Source organism: Paenibacillus xanthanilyticus (assembly GCF_042682185.1).
GTDB classification, from domain to species: domain Bacteria; phylum Bacillota; class Bacilli; order Paenibacillales; family Paenibacillaceae; genus Paenibacillus_Z; species Paenibacillus_Z xanthanilyticus.
The window spans coordinates 298,459-315,148 of the sequence record NZ_JBHUHA010000002.1; the positions used below are offsets into that span (position 1 = coordinate 298,459).

The window sequence follows — 16,690 nt, forward strand, 5'->3', positions numbered from 1 at the left end:
TTGCATGCGCAGCAAGGAAGGAGAGGCGTTTTTCTTAGGTTAAATCAAACGTTAGCGTTTACGCCCGAAAATGGCCCGTTACGATCGTGGTCGCGCGCCCCGTCATGAATACCCGCCCCTGCTCCAGGTGCAGCCGAAGCTCTCCGCCCCGCCGGGACGCCTGATACGGAAGAAGCTCGTCCTTCCGCAGCCGCCGCTGCCAATAAGGCGCGAGCGCGCAATGCGCAAACACGCTTACGAAATCCTCGTCGGGCCCGGAAGCCGGCATAAACACGCGCGACACGAAATCGTGTTCGCGTCCGCGGATCACCGCTTGCGCGGAGAGACGGCATAACAGCATGAAGTCCGGCTTCAAAGTGCGGACTGTCGCTTCACTGTCCACCTCAATCAGATACCCCATGCGGTTACGGCTTGTAAAGCGAGGAATGAGACCTAGCGCTTGGATCAACTCTTCCGGCGCATCCGCCCGTTCGGCGGGTTCGGCGGGGAGGTCGAGCCGTATCCCGTCCTCGCGCTTCGTCGCCGTCAGCAAGCCGAACCGGGTATGGAACCGGACTTCGACGCCGTCCTCGACCAGTCCCTGCTCATACGCAAAGTGAGCGGCTGCAAGCGTCGCGTGGCCGCAACGTTCGCTTTCGGCTGCCGGCGTGAACCATCGCAGACGGTAGCCGTCCTCGACTTTCTCCAGAAAAGCCGTCTCGGGCGCGTTCAACTCGGCGGCCGTCAGCTTCATCCATTCCTCGTCCTTCTGCTCTTCCAGCCAACAAACCGCCGCCGGGTTGCCCGTGAACGGCGCAGATGCGAATGCGTCGATTAGTGCAAAGGGTAACGCCATATCCAGTCCTCCTACTTGGTCAGTCCGGCCGTATCCGATGCAGGCTGGAACGCCGCGGGCGCCTTCTTCCGGTTGACGACCACGATGCCCAAGCTGACCAGAAGCAGCGCCGCCAGCACTGACAGATGCAGCTGCTCGCCTAGCAGCAGCGCGGACTGCAGGACGCCGAAGACCGGAATCAAGAACAAGTACATCGAGACGCTGCCGACCGCATTGTATTTCATGACGTTGTTCCACAGCATGAATGCGACCGCGGAGACGAGCGCCAGATGAAGCAGCATGAGCGAGGACTTCAGGTCGAACGCGAACGGCGCGAACCCGCTGCGCCAGCCGGAGATCAACATCAGGACGATGCCGCCGAGGAGCATTTGGTAGCCGTTCAAATACGTGACGCTGTACGCCGACGCGCCTCTGCGCGAGATCAGATTCGCCGCCGCGGAGAAGAAGGAGGACGCCATCAGCAGAATCTCGCCCACGGAAAAGATCGGTCCGCCGGTATCCGCCGCGTTCGAGAAGCCAAGAACCGCCAAGCCCGAGAACCCGATCAGCAGACCCGTAGCTTTCGTACCGTTCAGCCGGTCATCCCGGTAGACAAAATGGGCGAGCGCGATTTGGAAGAACGAGATCGTCCCCGCAATGACCGCACCAATCACGCCGCTGCTTAGCGCCATGCCGGCATAAAAACAAATATACTGCAGCACCGTTTGAAACATCGCGATCGGGGCCAAGATGCGCATGCTCCCGCGTTGATAGGCGAGCCGTTCCCGGCGGGCCAGCATGAAAAGAAGAATGAGCAGCCCGGCCAGCGTGAATCGGTAGCCGGCAAACAAAAGCTGCTCAAACGTATCCGTGCGTCCAATAGCCAAAGAAGAATAGCTCCACTTGATAAACGGGTAGGAGCTTCCCCATAGTAGCGTGGCAAGTCCGGATGCTGCCAAGATGCCGAGCGGATGCCGGTAAAATCGTTCTGCGGTAATCAAGATGCAAGTTACTCCTTTATTGATGTTCAATCGGAATCAGCAGGTCGACATGCTCCTCCTCAAGATGTTCATCGATATAATAAATCTCGAGCGAAACGGCATTGTCCCGTTTCACTAATCGCTGTTCGTTCATCCAGGCCAGCAGCGTCTCGTAGCCCTCGCCGATCCGTTTGTTCGTACATCGTACCATCGCGTATGTCCGCTCCGGTATGGTAAATTGGACCATCCCCTCCGGCACGTGGTCGAGATGCGAGCCCGCCACTTCCCAGCAAGCCAGGTAGCTGACGAATACTTCGTTGCCAAAATACGGGCAGTGCAGCAAATTCGTGTCGACCTCGCCCTGGATTTCATGCTTGCGGGACAAAAACTCGCTTTGCAATCGGATCGCTTCATCCGGTATCGCCGAGTAGGGTCCGCAGTAGCTGAGGCCGACGAGATGGATGACGGGTTTTATCACTACGGCACAATTGTTCATCGCGATAAACCTCCCTTAAGCGAGTGTTGGCGGGCGCCGTCCCCATTATGCAGGGACAGCCTCGCTGCCGCGCATATGTCCAGTGTACCACGTAGGGAAGCGGCTTAGGTAACATTTTCTGGGATTTACATGTAAATTTGCGGTCAAGTTGTCCCGCCGCTGTCGATGCTCCATCCCACCGCTTAAAGCGGGATATTCTCGTAATGCTCGACGATCGGGAACGGATCATAGTAATGATGAAGCAGCCGCTTCCACTCCTGATAGCCCTCCGATTGGCGAAAACCTTCGACGTGGTCTTCCAAGGTCTCCCACCAGACGAGCAGCACGTACTGCCCTTCCCGGTCGAGGCAGCGCTGCAGCTCATGACGAATATAGCCCTTCATGGAAGCGATGATCGAAGAGGCTTGCCGAAAGGTATCGACGAACGAATCGTTCCATTCTTGTTTCACGTTCAAAATAGCGACTTCAAGTATAATGACAATGCCCTCCGTTTCGTTAGACGCGGCCGATGTAAAGTTCGGCTAGATAATGAAAAGGCACCCTGCCCTGCTGCTCGTGGGTCGTGAACAAGGTCGTCAGCGCCTGCGTGAACAGCACATGGGCCTCCGTGCCGGATGCCGGGGTATAGGAGGACGAGGATGCGCGGCCGATCAATTCCGGAAGCGAAATCCACTGCTCGTTCACGTACGCGACGCGTTCGTAGGCGCCATTCGCGAAGAAAGCTTCGAAATCGCCAGGCGTCAGCCGGCGATGGCCGACGTTCTCATAATCCGGCGAGAAGGCGTGAAGCAGCGCCTCATACTCCACGGCGAACCGATTGCCCGACGCGTCCCGCGTGTTCCAGATGAGCGCCACGGTGCCGCTTGGTTTGAGAATGCGGGCGAACTCCGCGCGCGCCAAGGCGGGATCGAACCAGTGGAACGCCTGCGCGCTCACAACCGCGTCCACCTCGGCATCGCCAATCGTTGTCTCTTCGGCGGAAGCCGCCACTGAGCGAAAGCGGTCCAGCTGCAGCGGACTAACCGCCTGCTCGGCGGCGAGTCTCATGTCGTCGTTCGGCTCGACGGCCAGCACCTCCAAGCCCTGTTCGAGCAGCAGCCGGGTAAAGATGCCGGTCCCCGCGCCGACATCCGCCACCCGGTCCCCCGCCTTCACCCCGGCGAGCCGGAGCCATGCTTCGATCAACGCAGGCGGGTAACTCGGCCGAAATTTGACGTAATCCTGCACCCGATTCGAGAACCGCGTCTTGCTATCCATACGATCCACCCCTCTCCGGCTTTACGCGATCGGTATCGCTTTATCGAGACGAAGTCCCGTCGCAATAACGTACGACCTCTTCATAAGGGAGCGCGCCGCCAAATATATCGAGCGCGCTGCCGATCGTGATGCCTAGTCGGCCGCCGGTCAACTCGCGGAATCGCGCCAGATCGTCGAGCGATCTCGCGCCGCCGGCGTACGTCGTCGGGATCGGCGACGCGTCCGCGAGCAGTTTGACCAGACTCTCCAGGATGCCGCTGCGCTTGCCCTCGACATCGACGGCATGCACCAGAAATTCATCGCAATACTGCGCCAGCTCTCGCAGGCTCTCCGGGCTCACTTCGAAATCGCTGAATGTCTTCCATTGATTCGTGACGACATACCATTTGCCGTCCTTCTGCTTGCAGCTTAAGTCGATGACGAGCCGATCTTTGCCGACGCGCTCCACAAGCCCGCGCAGCCGCTCCATGTCCAGCGCCCCATCGTGGAAAATATACGACGTGACAATGACGTGCGAAGCGCCGCGCTCCAAGTAATGCAGCGCGTTATCCGCCGTGATGCCGCCTCCGATTTGGAGGCCGCCCGGATATTCGGCAAGCGCTTCGAGGGCAGCAATCTCGTTGCCGCCGCCAAGCATGATGACGTGACCGCCGCGCAGCCCGTCGCGCTTGAACAACGCCGCGTAGTGTCCGGCGCCGAGCTCCGACACGAAATTCTCCACCACGCCGCCTTGCGCTGCGCTGGCCGTCAACGTTTCGCCGACGATCTGCTTTACTTTGCCCCCGTGCAGGTCAATACAAGGTCTAAATTCCATCGTTCGTCTCCATTCTATCGCGTTCGAGTAGATAGGTAGTTAGCGTGTCTTGCTCGTTGTCTATGCCGAGATTTGGTGCTTCGCCAAGAGATCCGGAAGCTCGGACAGCCTATGTAACATATAGTTCGGCGCGTGCCCGGACGACAGCTCGGCACGGGACGGATTGTAATAGCAGAAGTCGATGCCGCTCGATTTCGCGCCGCGATAATCATCCGACAGCGAATCGCCGACGAACAGAATTTCCGCTTTGGAACACCCGCTGGCTTCCACCGCCAAGGTGAACAGCGCCGGATCCGGCTTCCATAAGCCCACTTCGTCGGAAATCAGCAGATGGTCGAAATACCCGAATAATCCGCTCGCTTGCAGCCGCCCCCGCTGGGCTTCCCCGATCCCGTTCGAGATGACGCCGAGCGCGTACGATTCGCGAAGCCGCGCGAGCAGTTCCCCGGCGCCCTCCATCACGTGTGCCGCACCACAGAATAACTCCCAGTACGTTCGGGTCATCGGGGAAGAAAGCTCTTCGTCCCAGCCGAGCCGCGAGAGCGTGTCCCGGAATGATAAATCCAACACTTGCGAGATCGCAAGATTGCGCTGCACCCGTTCTGTCCAGTACGTCCAATTAATCGGTGCAAATACGCAGCGGAACCCTTCCCACTCATAATCCGGGCGCTGCGTCAAGCCGTGCCGCTCCATCGTGAGCTGCATGCAGAGCAGTTCGCTTTGATCGTAATCCAACAGCGTATGGTCTAAATCAAACCAAATGGCTTTATACATGTGTTCTTCTCCTTAGCTCGCCTTAGCGCCACCGGCGAACCATCTCCGGTACATCCAATAGCCCAGCAAAGCGCCGATCGTGTTCAGCATGAGATCGTCGACGTCGAAGCTGCCGCGCTGGCTAATGAGCTGCAAACACTCCAACATCAACAATATGACGACAAACTGCAGGATAAACCGAAAGCCGGACATTTTTCGCAAATAAGGAACCGCAAGGCCGAACGGCATGAAAACCGCGATATTGCCGACGACGTTGATCGCCCAGTTCTTCGCGTTGAAGTGGTCCGCGTGCAGCATGTACATTTTGATCGTATGAAATGGAATTAAATTATACTGGTATCCGGGATACGGCAAATGCGTGCGGCCGAATCCGATGAACATCCAATAGAGCAGCAGCAGGGTATACAAGACGGTAATCAACATAGCCGCTGTTTTCATAATGCCTCCTTACATCGGCGGGTCAGGCGGCTAACGCCGTCCGGCCGCCTCTTCGGCCGCGCTCTCGCAAGCCGCAAGCATGTCGTGCAAATAATCGAGCGCGTCGTGCCTTCGCGCCGAGGCGGAGCGGTATAAAGTTCAGCCACCCGCGGCGGTCCTCCGGTCTGTCATCGGCACAACCGCCTATCGCAATATTTTTTGCAAGCAGATCAAATCAAGCCAGCGATCGAACTTATAGGCCACTTCCCGATAGTGCGCGCATTGGACATAGCCTTGTTTGCCGAACAGCTTCAAGCTGCCTTCGTTCTCGCTGCAGATGGCCGCCACGAGGGAATGTATGCCGGACTCCCGGGCTAGCTGCTCCAGGAAGGGAACGGCGGCTTTGCCGATGCCGCGGCCGGTGAAAGCTTGGTCCAAATAAATCGTGATTTCGGCCGTTACCTGGAACGCCGCTTTCTTCTTATGCTGCGTCATGAGCACGTAACCCGCGTATTGCCCATCCCACAAAATGACGAACGAACGGTACAGCGGCGATACCGGCTCGATCAGCTGCCGCATGCCTTCCCGCGAGCAAAGCTCCAGATCGAACGATACCGTCGTATTCGCCACATAATAATTGTATGTTTGTCTTACCTGATCCAAGTACTGCTCTTCATACGTTACGAATGCAAGATTGTTCATGATGGCCGTTCACCTTTCCGCGCTGCTAGTCTGATAGGGTCAAAAGACCGCCCTCCGTAACACGGACAGGCGGCGGATAACCTATATATTACTATACGGGCGCGGCGTTCTCTATCTTTTCCGCCAAAAATAATTCCCTCCGGCAACCCGCTTATCCCGATCTCAGAAGACGCGCGGATCCCGCAGCGGGTGCCACTGGACGGAAGGAGAACCGTCCTCCGCGATCGACATGGTGCCGGTATACACTTGATCCGGCAGCGGATCATCGCGATAATGGCGCAGCATCGCGTGATGGATCGCCGAGGAATGCAGGCTCATCGCGTCCTCCAGCTCCCGCCACTCCAGCTCGCCTTCCTCGGAGGCGGTCACGTCCGTGCGCAGCGCTTCCCCGACATAAATGAACTGCTGACGGATTTCGTGCTCCTTGAGACGAAGGAGGACGTACTTGAGCCGCAGATTCGCGATATCCCGCTCCAGCAGCCCCGTCTCCTCTTCGATTTCGCGCAAGCATGCCGCATACGGATCATTCAGCTCGCCTTCCTCCATATGACCGCCAATCGCCGCGTAGAAAGGCGACGTCTGCCTCTGCCAGCAGGAGGCCTTTTTATGCATGAGAAGCACCTTGGTCCCGTCGAAAAGCAGCGCCGCCGCAAGCTGTCGCAACCGAATCGTCATCGCGCGTCACGCCCTGGCGACGTGTCGGTCACAGGCGGTGCCGCGATACGGTCGCCTCTGGTCGTCGGCGCAGAGATCACGAGAAACTCGACCGGTTCGGCCGACTCGTTGCGGATGCAATGGCGCAAGCCGGACGCGACGTCAATACCTTCCTGCGGCTGCAGATGATGCAGCTCCCCTTCAATCTCCATGACCGCCGAGCCGCTCAGCACGAAGAAAAATTGATGGGCCCGCTCATGATAGTGCCGCTCCTCCGAAGCGCCCGCAGGCATGCGTTCGTGGATGATGCTTTGATCGGGCCGATCGACCAGCCGCCAGCCGTCGCAATCGGCTCCCCATATGTAGTGCGGCGCCGCCGCTTTGCTCGTCTTCATGACGTATCCCTCCGTCTTTTTGCGTGTCTGTTCCTCTGCTAATACATGCGCTGCTCGTAGGTTTCCTTCATCCCTTGCGCGACCTTCGCCTCGTCGATGTCCGGCGCACCGACGTGGTCGGCAATCATCCTGGCAATCGGCGTCAGTCCCGCCAAATCCGGCCATTGCTCCGGCTCCCACACATGAGAACGCTTGAACGCCTTGCCGCAGTGCAAATAACATTCTTCCACCCGAACGCCGATGCCAAGCTTCGGTACTTTGCCAAAGGCGCTCATACGCGCCATCAGCTCCTCGTCCCGCACGATCCAAGCTTCCCCGTTCACGCGGAGCACTTCGTCCAGACCAGGAATGACGAACACGAGACCGATCCGCGGATTAGCCAAGATATTCCGGTAGGCATCCATCCGTCGGTTGCCCGGGCGTTCCGGCAGCACAAGGTGCCGCTCGTCGAGCACGAGGGCGAAGCCCGGGGCATCTCCCCTGGGCGAGACGTCGCACTCGCCGCGTGCGTTCGCGGTCGCGACGAAGACGAGCGGCGAGCGCGACATGAACTCGGCGCAATGCCGGTCGATACGCCTGATCGTCTTGCGCTGGACGACCGGATTCGAATCGCCGAGCAGCTGCCGGAGCTCGTCCGCCGACCGGATGAAGTCCCCAAAGGGGAGATCGACCGCCGAATCGAGCGCGGCCGTCGCAGCCGACTCGCCCGGCTGCTGCCTGGCCGCTGGCATTTCGTACAGATTGGCGTGCCAGCCGTTATCAAAACCGACGGTATCGACATATCGAAAACCGGTGTCCCGATACAACCGGTTCAGACGAGGATTGTCCGCTATGCAGTCCAATCGGAACATACCGCGTCCCTGCCGGGCGATATAATCGCCGGCCCAGCGCAGCACCGCCTCCCCGATGCCTTGCCCCGCATGCTCCCTGGCGACCGCGAAACGATGCAAGTAGCCGCTATCCTCGTTGTCGCGCGCGCCCCACACGGCCGGATCCGACCAGGCGATGAAGAACGTGCCCGCGCACGCTTCGCCGCGATACACGAGGAAATATTCGTTCCCGACGGACATCTCCGACCGGATGCCGTCCAGCGAGAAATATTCCGGTCGCCACTGGTCGATGCCTTTGGCCAGCAACCAGCTAGCCGCCCCCGTTAATAACCCCAGAATACGTTCGGCATCGTCTACGCCCGCCCGTTTAAATATGAGCCGTTCGCTTGCGTTCCCCATTGCAATTCCTCCCACACCGCGTTCACGCGCGTTTCCGCCATAATTTTTGAACTACTATACCACAGCTCTCAATTTTTGGAAACCACGACCGCCGGTACCGGCCAAACACAAAAAAAGCCCCGATTCCAGGCCGGATAGCCGGAATCGAAGGCGCTTGCGCATCAACCAATTAGGATCACATATACGACGCCCGGACCATGAACCCCGATCGTCAAGTCGTTCTCGATGTCGGCCGAACGGCTCGGACCCGATATAAAGTGCACGCCTGCCGGCAGCTTCTCGCGACCGGCCGCGTCAAGCGGCATGAGAATCTCGCCCAATCGGGTAACAAGGCGGTCGACCGGCAGGAGCGCCATCAGCACCGTCGGCAGCAGACTAACCGAGCGGCCTTTCTCCTTGGCGGACAGAACGGCGAGCGATCCGGTATACGCGGCCGCATGATCGGCCATTACGACGCCGAAATCAGCTTGCGCGGCCAACGCCTTCCACGGCTTGCCGGGATCGTCGTTCCAGACGGAAACCTCGCAGCCGGGAAGCGCCGCCTCGAGTTCAAGCGCCTCCAGCGCGGCCTCTTGCTGACGGACGATGTAATGCGCGCTCATCTCCTTCGCCTTATCCGCAATGAAGGCCGAAGCGGCCGCCATGTCCGGCACGCGGACGACGTGCCCGCCCGCGCTCTTGAAGTTGGCGGAAAATCGCTCGATCCGCTCCTCCAGCGGCCATTCGAACCGCTGCCAGAACGAAGGGGCGCCCCGGTACGGATGTCCGGCAGGCGGCTTGCCTGTCTCGCGCCTTAGACGACCCGCAATATTGGCGATGAAGCTTTTTTGCTTCTCGCGCCCCTTCCGATCCATCTCCTCGAGCCATTGTTCGTGCGTCAGCGCCGTCTGATCAGCCATGGCCGTGCCCCCCTTTGCCCGCCCGGGCGTTCTTCATCGCTTCCATTCGTTTCTTCATCGCCGGATCCAGATCGGCCAGCCCTTCGCGCAATTCCCGCTCGATCGTTCCCCAGCGCTGCCGGAACGATTCCTTGGCGAGCGTCGGCGTCACCCGATAGCGATTCCATTCCTTGAGCGGACCGATGCTGAGCCGAATCTCGCCGTCTCGCGCGACCAGTCCTTGACCGAGCCGGCCGATGGCCAGCACGCCGCGCATGAGCTTGGAGCTGCCCATAACGCCGCCGAAGCCTTTCATCCCCGCGCCTTCCCATTTGTTGCCGTGGCCGCTTTCGACCTTGCGCCGACGCAAGTAGACGAGCATGTCATGCAGCGGGATTTTGACCGGACAGGCCTCGTAACAAGCGCCGCACAAGCTGGAGGCGTTCGCGATATCGTCCCATTCCGCGACGTTCTGCTTCAGCGCCGGGGTCAGCACCGCGCCGATCGGACCCGAGTAGGTTCCGCCGTACGCATGGCCGCCGATGTGGCGATAGACGGGACAAGCGTTCAGGCAGGCGCCGCAGCGAATGCAGTTCAGCAGCTCCTGGAATTCCGGATCGCCCAGCTGCAGCGAGCGTCCGTTGTCGATGACGATAATGTGCATTTCGTCCGGTCCGTCCGCATCCGCGCTGCGCCGCGGGCCCGAGATGGCGGACATGTACACGGTCAGCTTCTGCCCGGTCGCCGAACGCGGCAGCAGCGTCGCCATCACCTCCAGGTCGGTAAAGCTCGGAATGATGCGTTCCATGCCCATGAGCGTAATCTGCGTCTTGGGCACCGTCGAGACCATGCGGGCGTTCCCTTCGTTCTCGAAGAGAACGATCGAACCGCTCTCCGCGATGGCGAAGTTGCAGCCGGTCATGCCGATGTCTGCCTCAAGGAACTTCTCCCTCAGCTTCTTGCGCACGAATCCGGCCAGCACGGACGTATCCGGCTCGAGCCGCTCTCCCGCCTCGGCCGACAGCAGGTCGGCGATCTGATACCGGTTCTTGTGGATGGCCGGGATGATGATATGGGACGGCGTCTCGCCGGCCAGCTGGATAATATATTCGCCGAGGTCGGTCTCGATCGCCTCGACGCCGATCGTGCCGAGATGGTGGTTCAAATGCAGCTCCTCGGTGACCATCGACTTGGACTTCACGACCGTCTTGGCCTGCTTGCGCGCCGCGATATCCAAAGAGATCTGAACCGCCTCCGCGGCGGTGTCCGCGAAATGCACGTAAGCGCCGTTCGCCCTGGCGTTGTCCGCGAACAAATTCAAGTAATAGTCGAGATGCGCGATCGTGTGCAGCCGGATTTGCCGGCCTCTCTCCCGCCACTCGTCCCAGTTGCCGTGCTCCTCCGACGCGTTCTTCTTGCCGCTGCGAAGCCGTTCGGTCGTGAATCGCACCGCCTTGCGCAGAAACTCGTCGTTGAGCGCCAGCTCCGCGCGCGCCTTCACCGTGGCTGTCGAATGGTTGCCGCTCATGACCGGGTCACTCCTTCGTACAATAATTCGGCCAAATGCATGACGCGCACGGGCTCTCCGCGAAACCGCAGATTCCCCGCGATATTCATGAGGCAGGCCATGTCCAGTCCGACCAGCACTTCGGCTTCCGATTCCAGCACGTGATCAGCCTTCTCCGTCACCATCGCACCGGATATATCGCCCATCTTGACGGCGAAGGTTCCGCCGAACCCGCAGCAGTCCTCGGCGAACGGCAGCGGCACGAGCTCCAAGCCCTTGACCTGACGCATCAGCGCGAGTGGCTCTTCCTTCACGCCGAGCAGACGGCTGCCGTGGCAGGAAGGATGATACGTCACTTTGTGCGGGAAGGTCGCCCCGACGTCCGTCACGCCCAGTACCTGGACCAGAAACTGCGTAAATTCGTACGATTTATCCCGCAGCGCGCATGCCCGCTTGTATTGCTCGGGATCCTGCTCGAATAATTTGGGGTAGTGATGGATCATGCCCGTGCAGGAGCCCGAAGGCGAGATGACGAAATCGCTATCCTCGAACGCATCCAAAATCGTCGCGGCGCTATCGCGGGCGGCTTGCCAGTACCCGCTATTGAAAGCAGGCTGGCCGCAGCACGTCTGCACGGTCGGAAAATCCAAGCGGATGCCGTATTTCGCAAGCAGCCTGACCATCGCTTCGCCGACTCGGGGGTAAATCACGTCGCTTAAGCAGGTAATGAAAAGAGAGACTTTCATATGCGCACCTCGTTGCATGGAATTAGAGCATAGTGGCAAATTTCATACTCGTTGATCGTAGTTGAACATAGTTTATCAGGTTATCAGACATCTTGACAATGAAAAGTTGTTCGGCAAACGCACGTGCCAGAAGTGCAATCCATCTGCTTCCCATCCACTCGAAAATAAACCGAGATGGCGAAGCCGGCCGCGCCGCCATGACTTCGCATGACGACGCGACACGCCCCGCGGCGCAAAGCGCCAGAGTCCATTCAGCTCGCTTACACCGTCGTCACGACGATGCCTTGCTCCCGCAGCGCTTCAACGGCGGCTGCGGTAGCCGTACGATCCGTGATGACCTCGTGCACCGCGTCCCAACGCGCGACTTGGGCGAATGCTTGACTGCCGAATTTGGACCCGTCCGCCAGCAGAATCACCCGATCGGCGATACCGATCATTCGCTGCTTAATTCGCGCCTGCAGCTCGTTCGACTCGCTGATGCCCCGCTCCAGATGAGCGCCTTTGCACGAGAGGAACAATTTGTCGACGTGATAAGCATCCAGCGAACGCTCCGCCAAGGGTCCTACGAACGATAGCGACCGCGGCGCGACGATCCCCCCCGTGGCGATGACCTCGATTCGTTCCTTCGTGCTCAACTCGGCCGCCACCTTGATGGAATTCGTCAATACCGTCAGCGGGATGTCGGGCATGCTGGCCGCCATATACCAAGCCGTCGTGCTCGCATCAAGCAGAATACGGTCCTTCGGCATGATCTGCCTGACCGCCTCCTGCGCGATCCGCCGCTTCTCGTCCGCGTACAGCACTTCCCGTTCGGAATAAGGCGTCTCCGCTTGCCCCTCCTTCACGCTGACCGCGCCGCCATGCGAGCGGCGCAGTTTGCCCGCGGCTTCCAGCCGGTCCAGGTCACGGCGGATGGTCTCTTCCGTCACCTGGCACAGCTCGCTCAGTTCCGTTACTCTGATGCTGCCCCGCTCATTGACGAGCTGGATGATTTTCTCATATCGTTCCGCAACCAACATACGGACGCCCTCTTTCTCATTTCAATGGATAGGCCATAACGGACATGAGCGCGTTCTCCGCTTGCGTCGCGTCCAGCCTGCTGTACTGCACGATGACCGGGATATCGCTGACGAGCTCGATCGCATACGGCACGCCGGCCGGAATGCGCTCGCCGTTCTTGGCAAGCCCCGAGGTCCGGATGTGCTTCGTTCTGCGACCCGGCACGACGACAAGCATACCTTCGATCGGTTCGCGATCTTCGAAAAATATCGTGATGCTTAGAAGCGCCTCTTCGGACGAACAATTGAGCACGCAAATCGATTCATGGCTCTCGAGCGTTCCCGCACTCGTCGGCGGGATATACCCGTCGGGAATAATCCACTGCTTAGCGCCTTTCGCTTGATTCATCGCGATTCCTCCTGCTTCCATGTAAAGATTGTTCTTTCAACTTCTTTGCATCATTCCGAAAATCTGTGTTTACTTCCGTTTTTATTAGAATAGCATGAAATTATGCGTTTGAATATGTTCTTCGCCAAAAAAGTTGGCTTGTCTTTCAATCAGGTATATCGTCTATTGTCCCGCCGCGATTGTCCTCCCGCAGGCCCAATTCCGACGGAATCGGATTCGGCGGTCGCCAAAACGTGTAATGTAATCTGATATCTATGCGGCGGCCGCTTACCACCACGCACGTCACCTTGGTCCTTCGCAGCAGATCCGGCTGCAATCGCCGCCTTGCCATTATGAGCATGATGGGAGGTCTAAATGTTCGTGCATGTTCCACTCGAGCGGGCCACGGATCCCCGCCCCGATAATCCGATCCGCCATATCGCGACGCCAAGCGCCTTTGCGCAGGCATCTCTATACTATGTGCAAGAAACCGGCTACGGCCGCATTCGCGAAAAGTGTTTCCTGGAGCGTGACACGCTCAGCTCGTATTTGATCGTCTACACCGTCTCCGGTACCGGCACCTTAACTTACCGTAATCAGTCGCACCGGCTTCGGCCGGGCGAAGCGGCTTTTATCGACGGCCAGCATCACCATCGCTTCGGTTCGGACTCGAACAAGGATTGGGAGCTGTATTGGGCGTACTTTAACGGCGCCGGCGTCCAGACGTACTACGAGCAATTCGCCGAGCAGGAAAAGCCGCTAGCCGCGCTGCTGCCCGACTCGCAGCTTGGTCAGCTGTTCGAGCGGCTCCAGCGAGAGCAGCTCATACCCGACCTGCGCGCGGAGCTCGTCGCCTCGTCCATTCTCGTCTCCATGATGACCGAGGTCGTGCTCGCCGCGCACCAGTATTCGTCCAGCAATCCGGCGTACCCGCCGCTCATACAAGGCGTCATGCAGGTCATCGACCGGGACTATCGGCAGCGTCTGACGCTGGACCGCCTGGCCGACCGGTTCGAGGTCAACAAATTCCATTTGGCCAAATTGTTCAAACGCTGCACCGGCACGACGCCGGGCGAATATATGATCAACCGCCGCATCACGCGCGCCAAGGAGCTGCTGCTGGATACGGCGCTGCCCGTCGGCGACATCGCGCTTGCGGTCGGCATCGAGAATACGAGCCACTTCATCAATCTGTTCAAGGAACGCTCGGGCCTGACCCCGCTCGCGTACCGCAAAAAATGGCAGCGCATATAGCGCTGCCATTTGCTTTTCGAGCATAACTAACTGTAGAAGACCAAATTGATGTCGCGCTTACTCAAAATGGCGGAAAGTTTATCCCTTAAGATCGATTCCTCGGTCACATCCCACTTGGCTCGCAAATACGTGATGGCTTCCTGCCTTAAGTCGTCGTACTTCTGCTTCTCCTTCTTGTATTCCTTCGAGACGCTGCCCGCATACAGGAACGAAGAGATCGCCACGAGCAGGAAGAACGTCGCCGCCGTGCTGCCGCCGAGGTAGCCCAGGATATCGAAGACGTTCGCGCTGGAGACGCGGCTCAGCTTGTACAGCCAAACTAACAATACGACCGCCACGCCGCCGTTGACGATCGCGAGCAGCATCTGCCTTCGCTTTAACCCGTCCACTTTGTCCTTGCGTTTCACGACTTCCTTCAAGACGCCCTTGGCGTCCCCCGATATCGGCAGTTCGTCAATCTGCTCCGCGACCGTCCGCATTTCCATCACCTCAATGATATATATGCGGCTTGGCCGAATCCTGAACTACTCCAGACGGCTGAGCTGGGCTAAATAATCGAGAACCGTATAAGAGACGAGCGAACGGTCGCGCGCGACGATCTGGACGGAATCAGGCTTCTCGCCAAGGATCCCGTTCTGCAGGATCGCTGCCTTGAACCCCCGCTCCCGCGCCCCGTTGAACGTGAACGTCACGCAATGCTCGGCCGCGTAGCCCGCGACCACCACGAGTCCGACCGCATGCTCGGCCAGCAGCTCTTCCAGCTCCGTATTCCAGAAGGCGTTGGACCACATCTTCTCGATATACCGGTCGCCTTCCGCCTGCGTAATTTCGTCGATGATCCCGAGCTTCTCCGGCGCCACGCTCGTCGCCTCTTCCATATCCTGTACGTGGACGACGAGATGCCCGCTGTCCCTCAGCAGTCTGGCCGTATAATTGATATACTCGCAGGCGCGCGGCAAGTCCGGATAGACCGGCGCGTCTTTTACGAACAGATGCTGCATGTCAATGATTAATAAAGCGATCTTCATAACCATTCCTCCGTTATCGTGTATGATTGTCAATGAGGTCGACGAGCTCCGCCAAGTCCATCAGCACGCCGTCATGCTCTTCGGGCGCCTCGAGCAGCGGGTCGTATTTCCAGACGCCCTTCAGCCCCGCGGCGCGGCTGCCCGCCACGTCGCTCGCCGGATGATCGCCGACGTATATCGCCTCCTGCGGCTTCACGCCGAGCTTGTCCAGCATCCGATGGAAGATCGCCGCATCCGGCTTGCGCAGCCCTTCCCATTCCGAGATCATCACCTCGTCGAATTGGTGCGCGATCCCGAGCGCCCGGAAGTTCGCCAGTTGAAATTCCCCGTAGCCATTGGAGATCAAGCCGATTCGGAGCGACCGGGCGCGCAGCGCCGCAAGCATGCTCCCCGCGTTCGGGAACGGTCGGCTGTGACGCCGGAAGCCTTCCCAATAATCCGCCAGCAGCATCTCCCATCGCAGTTCGAATCCGAATTCCGCGATAAGCTGCCGGTATACTTCGTCCTTCCACACATAACCACGCCGGTCGAGCGCGATGAACCGATCCATGAAAGCTGACCGGGAAATCGTCCGAAGCTGAGGAAATCGAGCATATTGATCCTTCAGAAATTCGCGCAGCGAAGCGTCCCGGTCGAGCAGCGTGCCGTCCAAGTCGAAGATAACCGCTTGTACCATCATCCGCGTTCGGCGCCTCCTCCCGTCTTTCACTCCATCGCCGCATTGCGGAGCACCATATGGAGATGATCCTCCCAGCGGCCGTTGATGAACAAATATTTCAGAGCCAGCCCCTCTTCGTAAAAACCAAGCTTGCCCACGACGCCGAGCGAGGCCGCATTGCGCGGCATGATGTTCGCCTCGATCCGGTGTAGACCGAGCTCGTCGAACGCATGCCGGATCACGGCCGACAGCGCTTCCGTCATCAAACCGCGGTTCGCTTGTTGCGCATCCAGCCGGTAGCCGAGATGACAGGAAAGGAAGGCGCCTCGCACGATATTGCTGAGCGTGACGGAGCCGATCACCTTCGCCGGCTCGCCCGCCGGGGAGAGCCATACTTTGAATTGCTCGCCGCGCGCGGTTCTCGCCGCGTCCTGACGCAGCAGCTCAACCTGCGCTTCGAGCGTGTAGTACGCCTCTTCTCTGCGAACTTCCCATGGCTCCAGAAAATCGCGGTTACGCCGTACGTAATCCAGTACCGCCTCCGCATCGCGTGCCTCTAATTCCCGAAGAAACAGTCGTTCGGTTTGCATGTGCATCTGGTTATCGTACTCCTTGCCTTTATCTGTCTGCTAGGTCAACGGAAATAGCTTCGTTCGTAGGGCACAATCTTCATTTGTCCGATCCCCTCCCGCGAAAACCGT

Annotated in this window: 22 protein-coding genes; 1 reads left to right on the forward strand and 21 read right to left on the reverse strand. The window is 59.0% G+C overall.

Features of this window, described 5'->3' with window-relative positions; all coding sequences use genetic code 11:
* Positions 1-58: 58 nt before the first annotated feature.
* From ACFSKT_RS18415 to ACFSKT_RS18495, 17 genes are all read right to left on the reverse strand, one after another.
* Positions 59-835 (reverse strand): PhzF family phenazine biosynthesis protein, encoded by a 777-nt coding sequence (locus tag ACFSKT_RS18415; protein WP_377718732.1) that lies wholly within the window; start codon positions 833-835, stop codon positions 59-61.
* Positions 836-846: 11 nt separating this feature from the next.
* Positions 847-1,815 carry a DMT family transporter gene (locus ACFSKT_RS18420; RefSeq protein WP_377718731.1) on the reverse strand — a complete coding sequence of 323 codons (969 nt, stop codon included), beginning with the start codon at positions 1,813-1,815 and terminating at the stop codon, positions 847-849.
* A gap of 16 nt (positions 1,816-1,831) precedes the next feature.
* Positions 1,832-2,290: a GyrI-like domain-containing protein gene (locus tag ACFSKT_RS18425; protein WP_377718730.1), complete on the reverse strand. Its 459-nt coding sequence runs from the start codon at positions 2,288-2,290 to the stop codon at positions 1,832-1,834.
* A gap of 182 nt (positions 2,291-2,472) precedes the next feature.
* Positions 2,473-2,766, reverse strand: a complete 294-nt coding sequence (locus tag ACFSKT_RS18430) for an antibiotic biosynthesis monooxygenase family protein (protein WP_377718779.1) — start codon at positions 2,764-2,766, stop codon at positions 2,473-2,475.
* A 19-nt stretch (positions 2,767-2,785) separates the two neighbouring features.
* Positions 2,786-3,547 (reverse strand): class I SAM-dependent methyltransferase, encoded by a 762-nt coding sequence (locus ACFSKT_RS18435; protein WP_377718729.1) that lies wholly within the window; start codon positions 3,545-3,547, stop codon positions 2,786-2,788.
* Between the two features lie 40 nt (positions 3,548-3,587).
* Positions 3,588-4,361, reverse strand: a complete 774-nt coding sequence (hisA, locus tag ACFSKT_RS18440; RefSeq protein WP_377718728.1) for a phosphoribosylformimino-5-aminoimidazole carboxamide ribotide isomerase — start codon at positions 4,359-4,361, stop codon at positions 3,588-3,590.
* 60 nt (positions 4,362-4,421) lie between these two features.
* Positions 4,422-5,135: an HAD family hydrolase gene (locus ACFSKT_RS18445; RefSeq protein ID WP_377718727.1), complete on the reverse strand. Its 714-nt coding sequence runs from the start codon at positions 5,133-5,135 to the stop codon at positions 4,422-4,424.
* Between the two features lie 12 nt (positions 5,136-5,147).
* Entirely contained in the window at positions 5,148-5,573 is a 426-nt protein-coding gene (locus ACFSKT_RS18450) for a VanZ family protein (protein ID WP_377718726.1), read from the reverse strand.
* 183 nt (positions 5,574-5,756) lie between these two features.
* Positions 5,757-6,254 (reverse strand): GNAT family N-acetyltransferase, encoded by a 498-nt coding sequence (locus tag ACFSKT_RS18455; protein ID WP_377718725.1) that lies wholly within the window; start codon positions 6,252-6,254, stop codon positions 5,757-5,759.
* 162 nt (positions 6,255-6,416) lie between these two features.
* A complete protein-coding gene (locus ACFSKT_RS18460) occupies positions 6,417-6,929 on the reverse strand; it encodes an NUDIX domain-containing protein (RefSeq protein WP_377718724.1) in 513 nt (170 codons plus the stop codon).
* Complete coding sequence (locus ACFSKT_RS18465) at positions 6,926-7,303, reverse strand: cupin domain-containing protein (protein WP_377718723.1); 378 nt, start codon at positions 7,301-7,303, stop codon at positions 6,926-6,928. The genes ACFSKT_RS18460 and ACFSKT_RS18465 overlap by 4 nt, the downstream gene beginning before the upstream one ends.
* Positions 7,304-7,341: 38 nt before the next feature.
* A complete protein-coding gene (locus tag ACFSKT_RS18470) occupies positions 7,342-8,532 on the reverse strand; it encodes an MSMEG_1061 family FMN-dependent PPOX-type flavoprotein (RefSeq protein WP_377718722.1) in 1,191 nt (396 codons plus the stop codon).
* Between the two features lie 161 nt (positions 8,533-8,693).
* Entirely contained in the window at positions 8,694-9,431 is a 738-nt protein-coding gene (locus tag ACFSKT_RS18475; RefSeq protein WP_377718721.1) for a LutC/YkgG family protein, read from the reverse strand.
* On the reverse strand, positions 9,424-10,938 hold the full coding sequence (locus ACFSKT_RS18480) for a LutB/LldF family L-lactate oxidation iron-sulfur protein (RefSeq protein ID WP_377718720.1): 1,515 nt from the start codon (positions 10,936-10,938) through the stop codon (positions 9,424-9,426). Before ACFSKT_RS18480 ends, ACFSKT_RS18475 begins: the two co-directional genes overlap by 8 nt.
* Positions 10,935-11,663, reverse strand: a complete 729-nt coding sequence (locus tag ACFSKT_RS18485; RefSeq protein ID WP_377718719.1) for a (Fe-S)-binding protein — start codon at positions 11,661-11,663, stop codon at positions 10,935-10,937. The genes ACFSKT_RS18480 and ACFSKT_RS18485 overlap by 4 nt, the downstream gene beginning before the upstream one ends.
* A 260-nt stretch (positions 11,664-11,923) precedes the next feature.
* Entirely contained in the window at positions 11,924-12,682 is a 759-nt protein-coding gene (locus tag ACFSKT_RS18490; RefSeq protein ID WP_377718718.1) for a DeoR/GlpR family DNA-binding transcription regulator, read from the reverse strand.
* Between the two features lie 16 nt (positions 12,683-12,698).
* Complete coding sequence (locus ACFSKT_RS18495) at positions 12,699-13,070, reverse strand: sensory rhodopsin transducer (RefSeq protein ID WP_377718717.1); 372 nt, start codon at positions 13,068-13,070, stop codon at positions 12,699-12,701.
* A gap of 360 nt (positions 13,071-13,430) precedes the next feature.
* On the opposite strand from ACFSKT_RS18495, the gene ACFSKT_RS18500 reads away from it, so the two are divergent.
* The gene (locus ACFSKT_RS18500; protein ID WP_377718716.1) at positions 13,431-14,303 is read left to right on the forward strand and encodes a helix-turn-helix transcriptional regulator; all 873 of its coding nucleotides are present in this window, start codon (positions 13,431-13,433) and stop codon (positions 14,301-14,303) included.
* Positions 14,304-14,329: 26 nt separating this feature from the next.
* Here ACFSKT_RS18500 and ACFSKT_RS18505 read toward each other — a convergent pair whose 3' ends face one another.
* Genes ACFSKT_RS18505 through ACFSKT_RS18520 form a run of 4 tightly spaced genes read right to left on the reverse strand, consistent with a single transcriptional unit; the run spans position 14,330 to position 16,585 of the window.
* The gene (locus ACFSKT_RS18505; RefSeq protein WP_377718715.1) at positions 14,330-14,782 is read right to left on the reverse strand and encodes a DUF2663 family protein; all 453 of its coding nucleotides are present in this window, start codon (positions 14,780-14,782) and stop codon (positions 14,330-14,332) included.
* Between the two features lie 45 nt (positions 14,783-14,827).
* Positions 14,828-15,331: a cysteine hydrolase family protein gene (locus ACFSKT_RS18510; RefSeq protein ID WP_377718714.1), complete on the reverse strand. Its 504-nt coding sequence runs from the start codon at positions 15,329-15,331 to the stop codon at positions 14,828-14,830.
* A 13-nt stretch (positions 15,332-15,344) separates the two neighbouring features.
* A complete protein-coding gene (locus ACFSKT_RS18515) occupies positions 15,345-16,010 on the reverse strand; it encodes an HAD family hydrolase (protein ID WP_377718713.1) in 666 nt (221 codons plus the stop codon).
* A 26-nt stretch (positions 16,011-16,036) separates the two neighbouring features.
* The gene (locus ACFSKT_RS18520; protein WP_377718712.1) at positions 16,037-16,585 is read right to left on the reverse strand and encodes a GNAT family N-acetyltransferase; all 549 of its coding nucleotides are present in this window, start codon (positions 16,583-16,585) and stop codon (positions 16,037-16,039) included.
* Between the last annotated feature and the right edge of the window lie 105 nt (positions 16,586-16,690).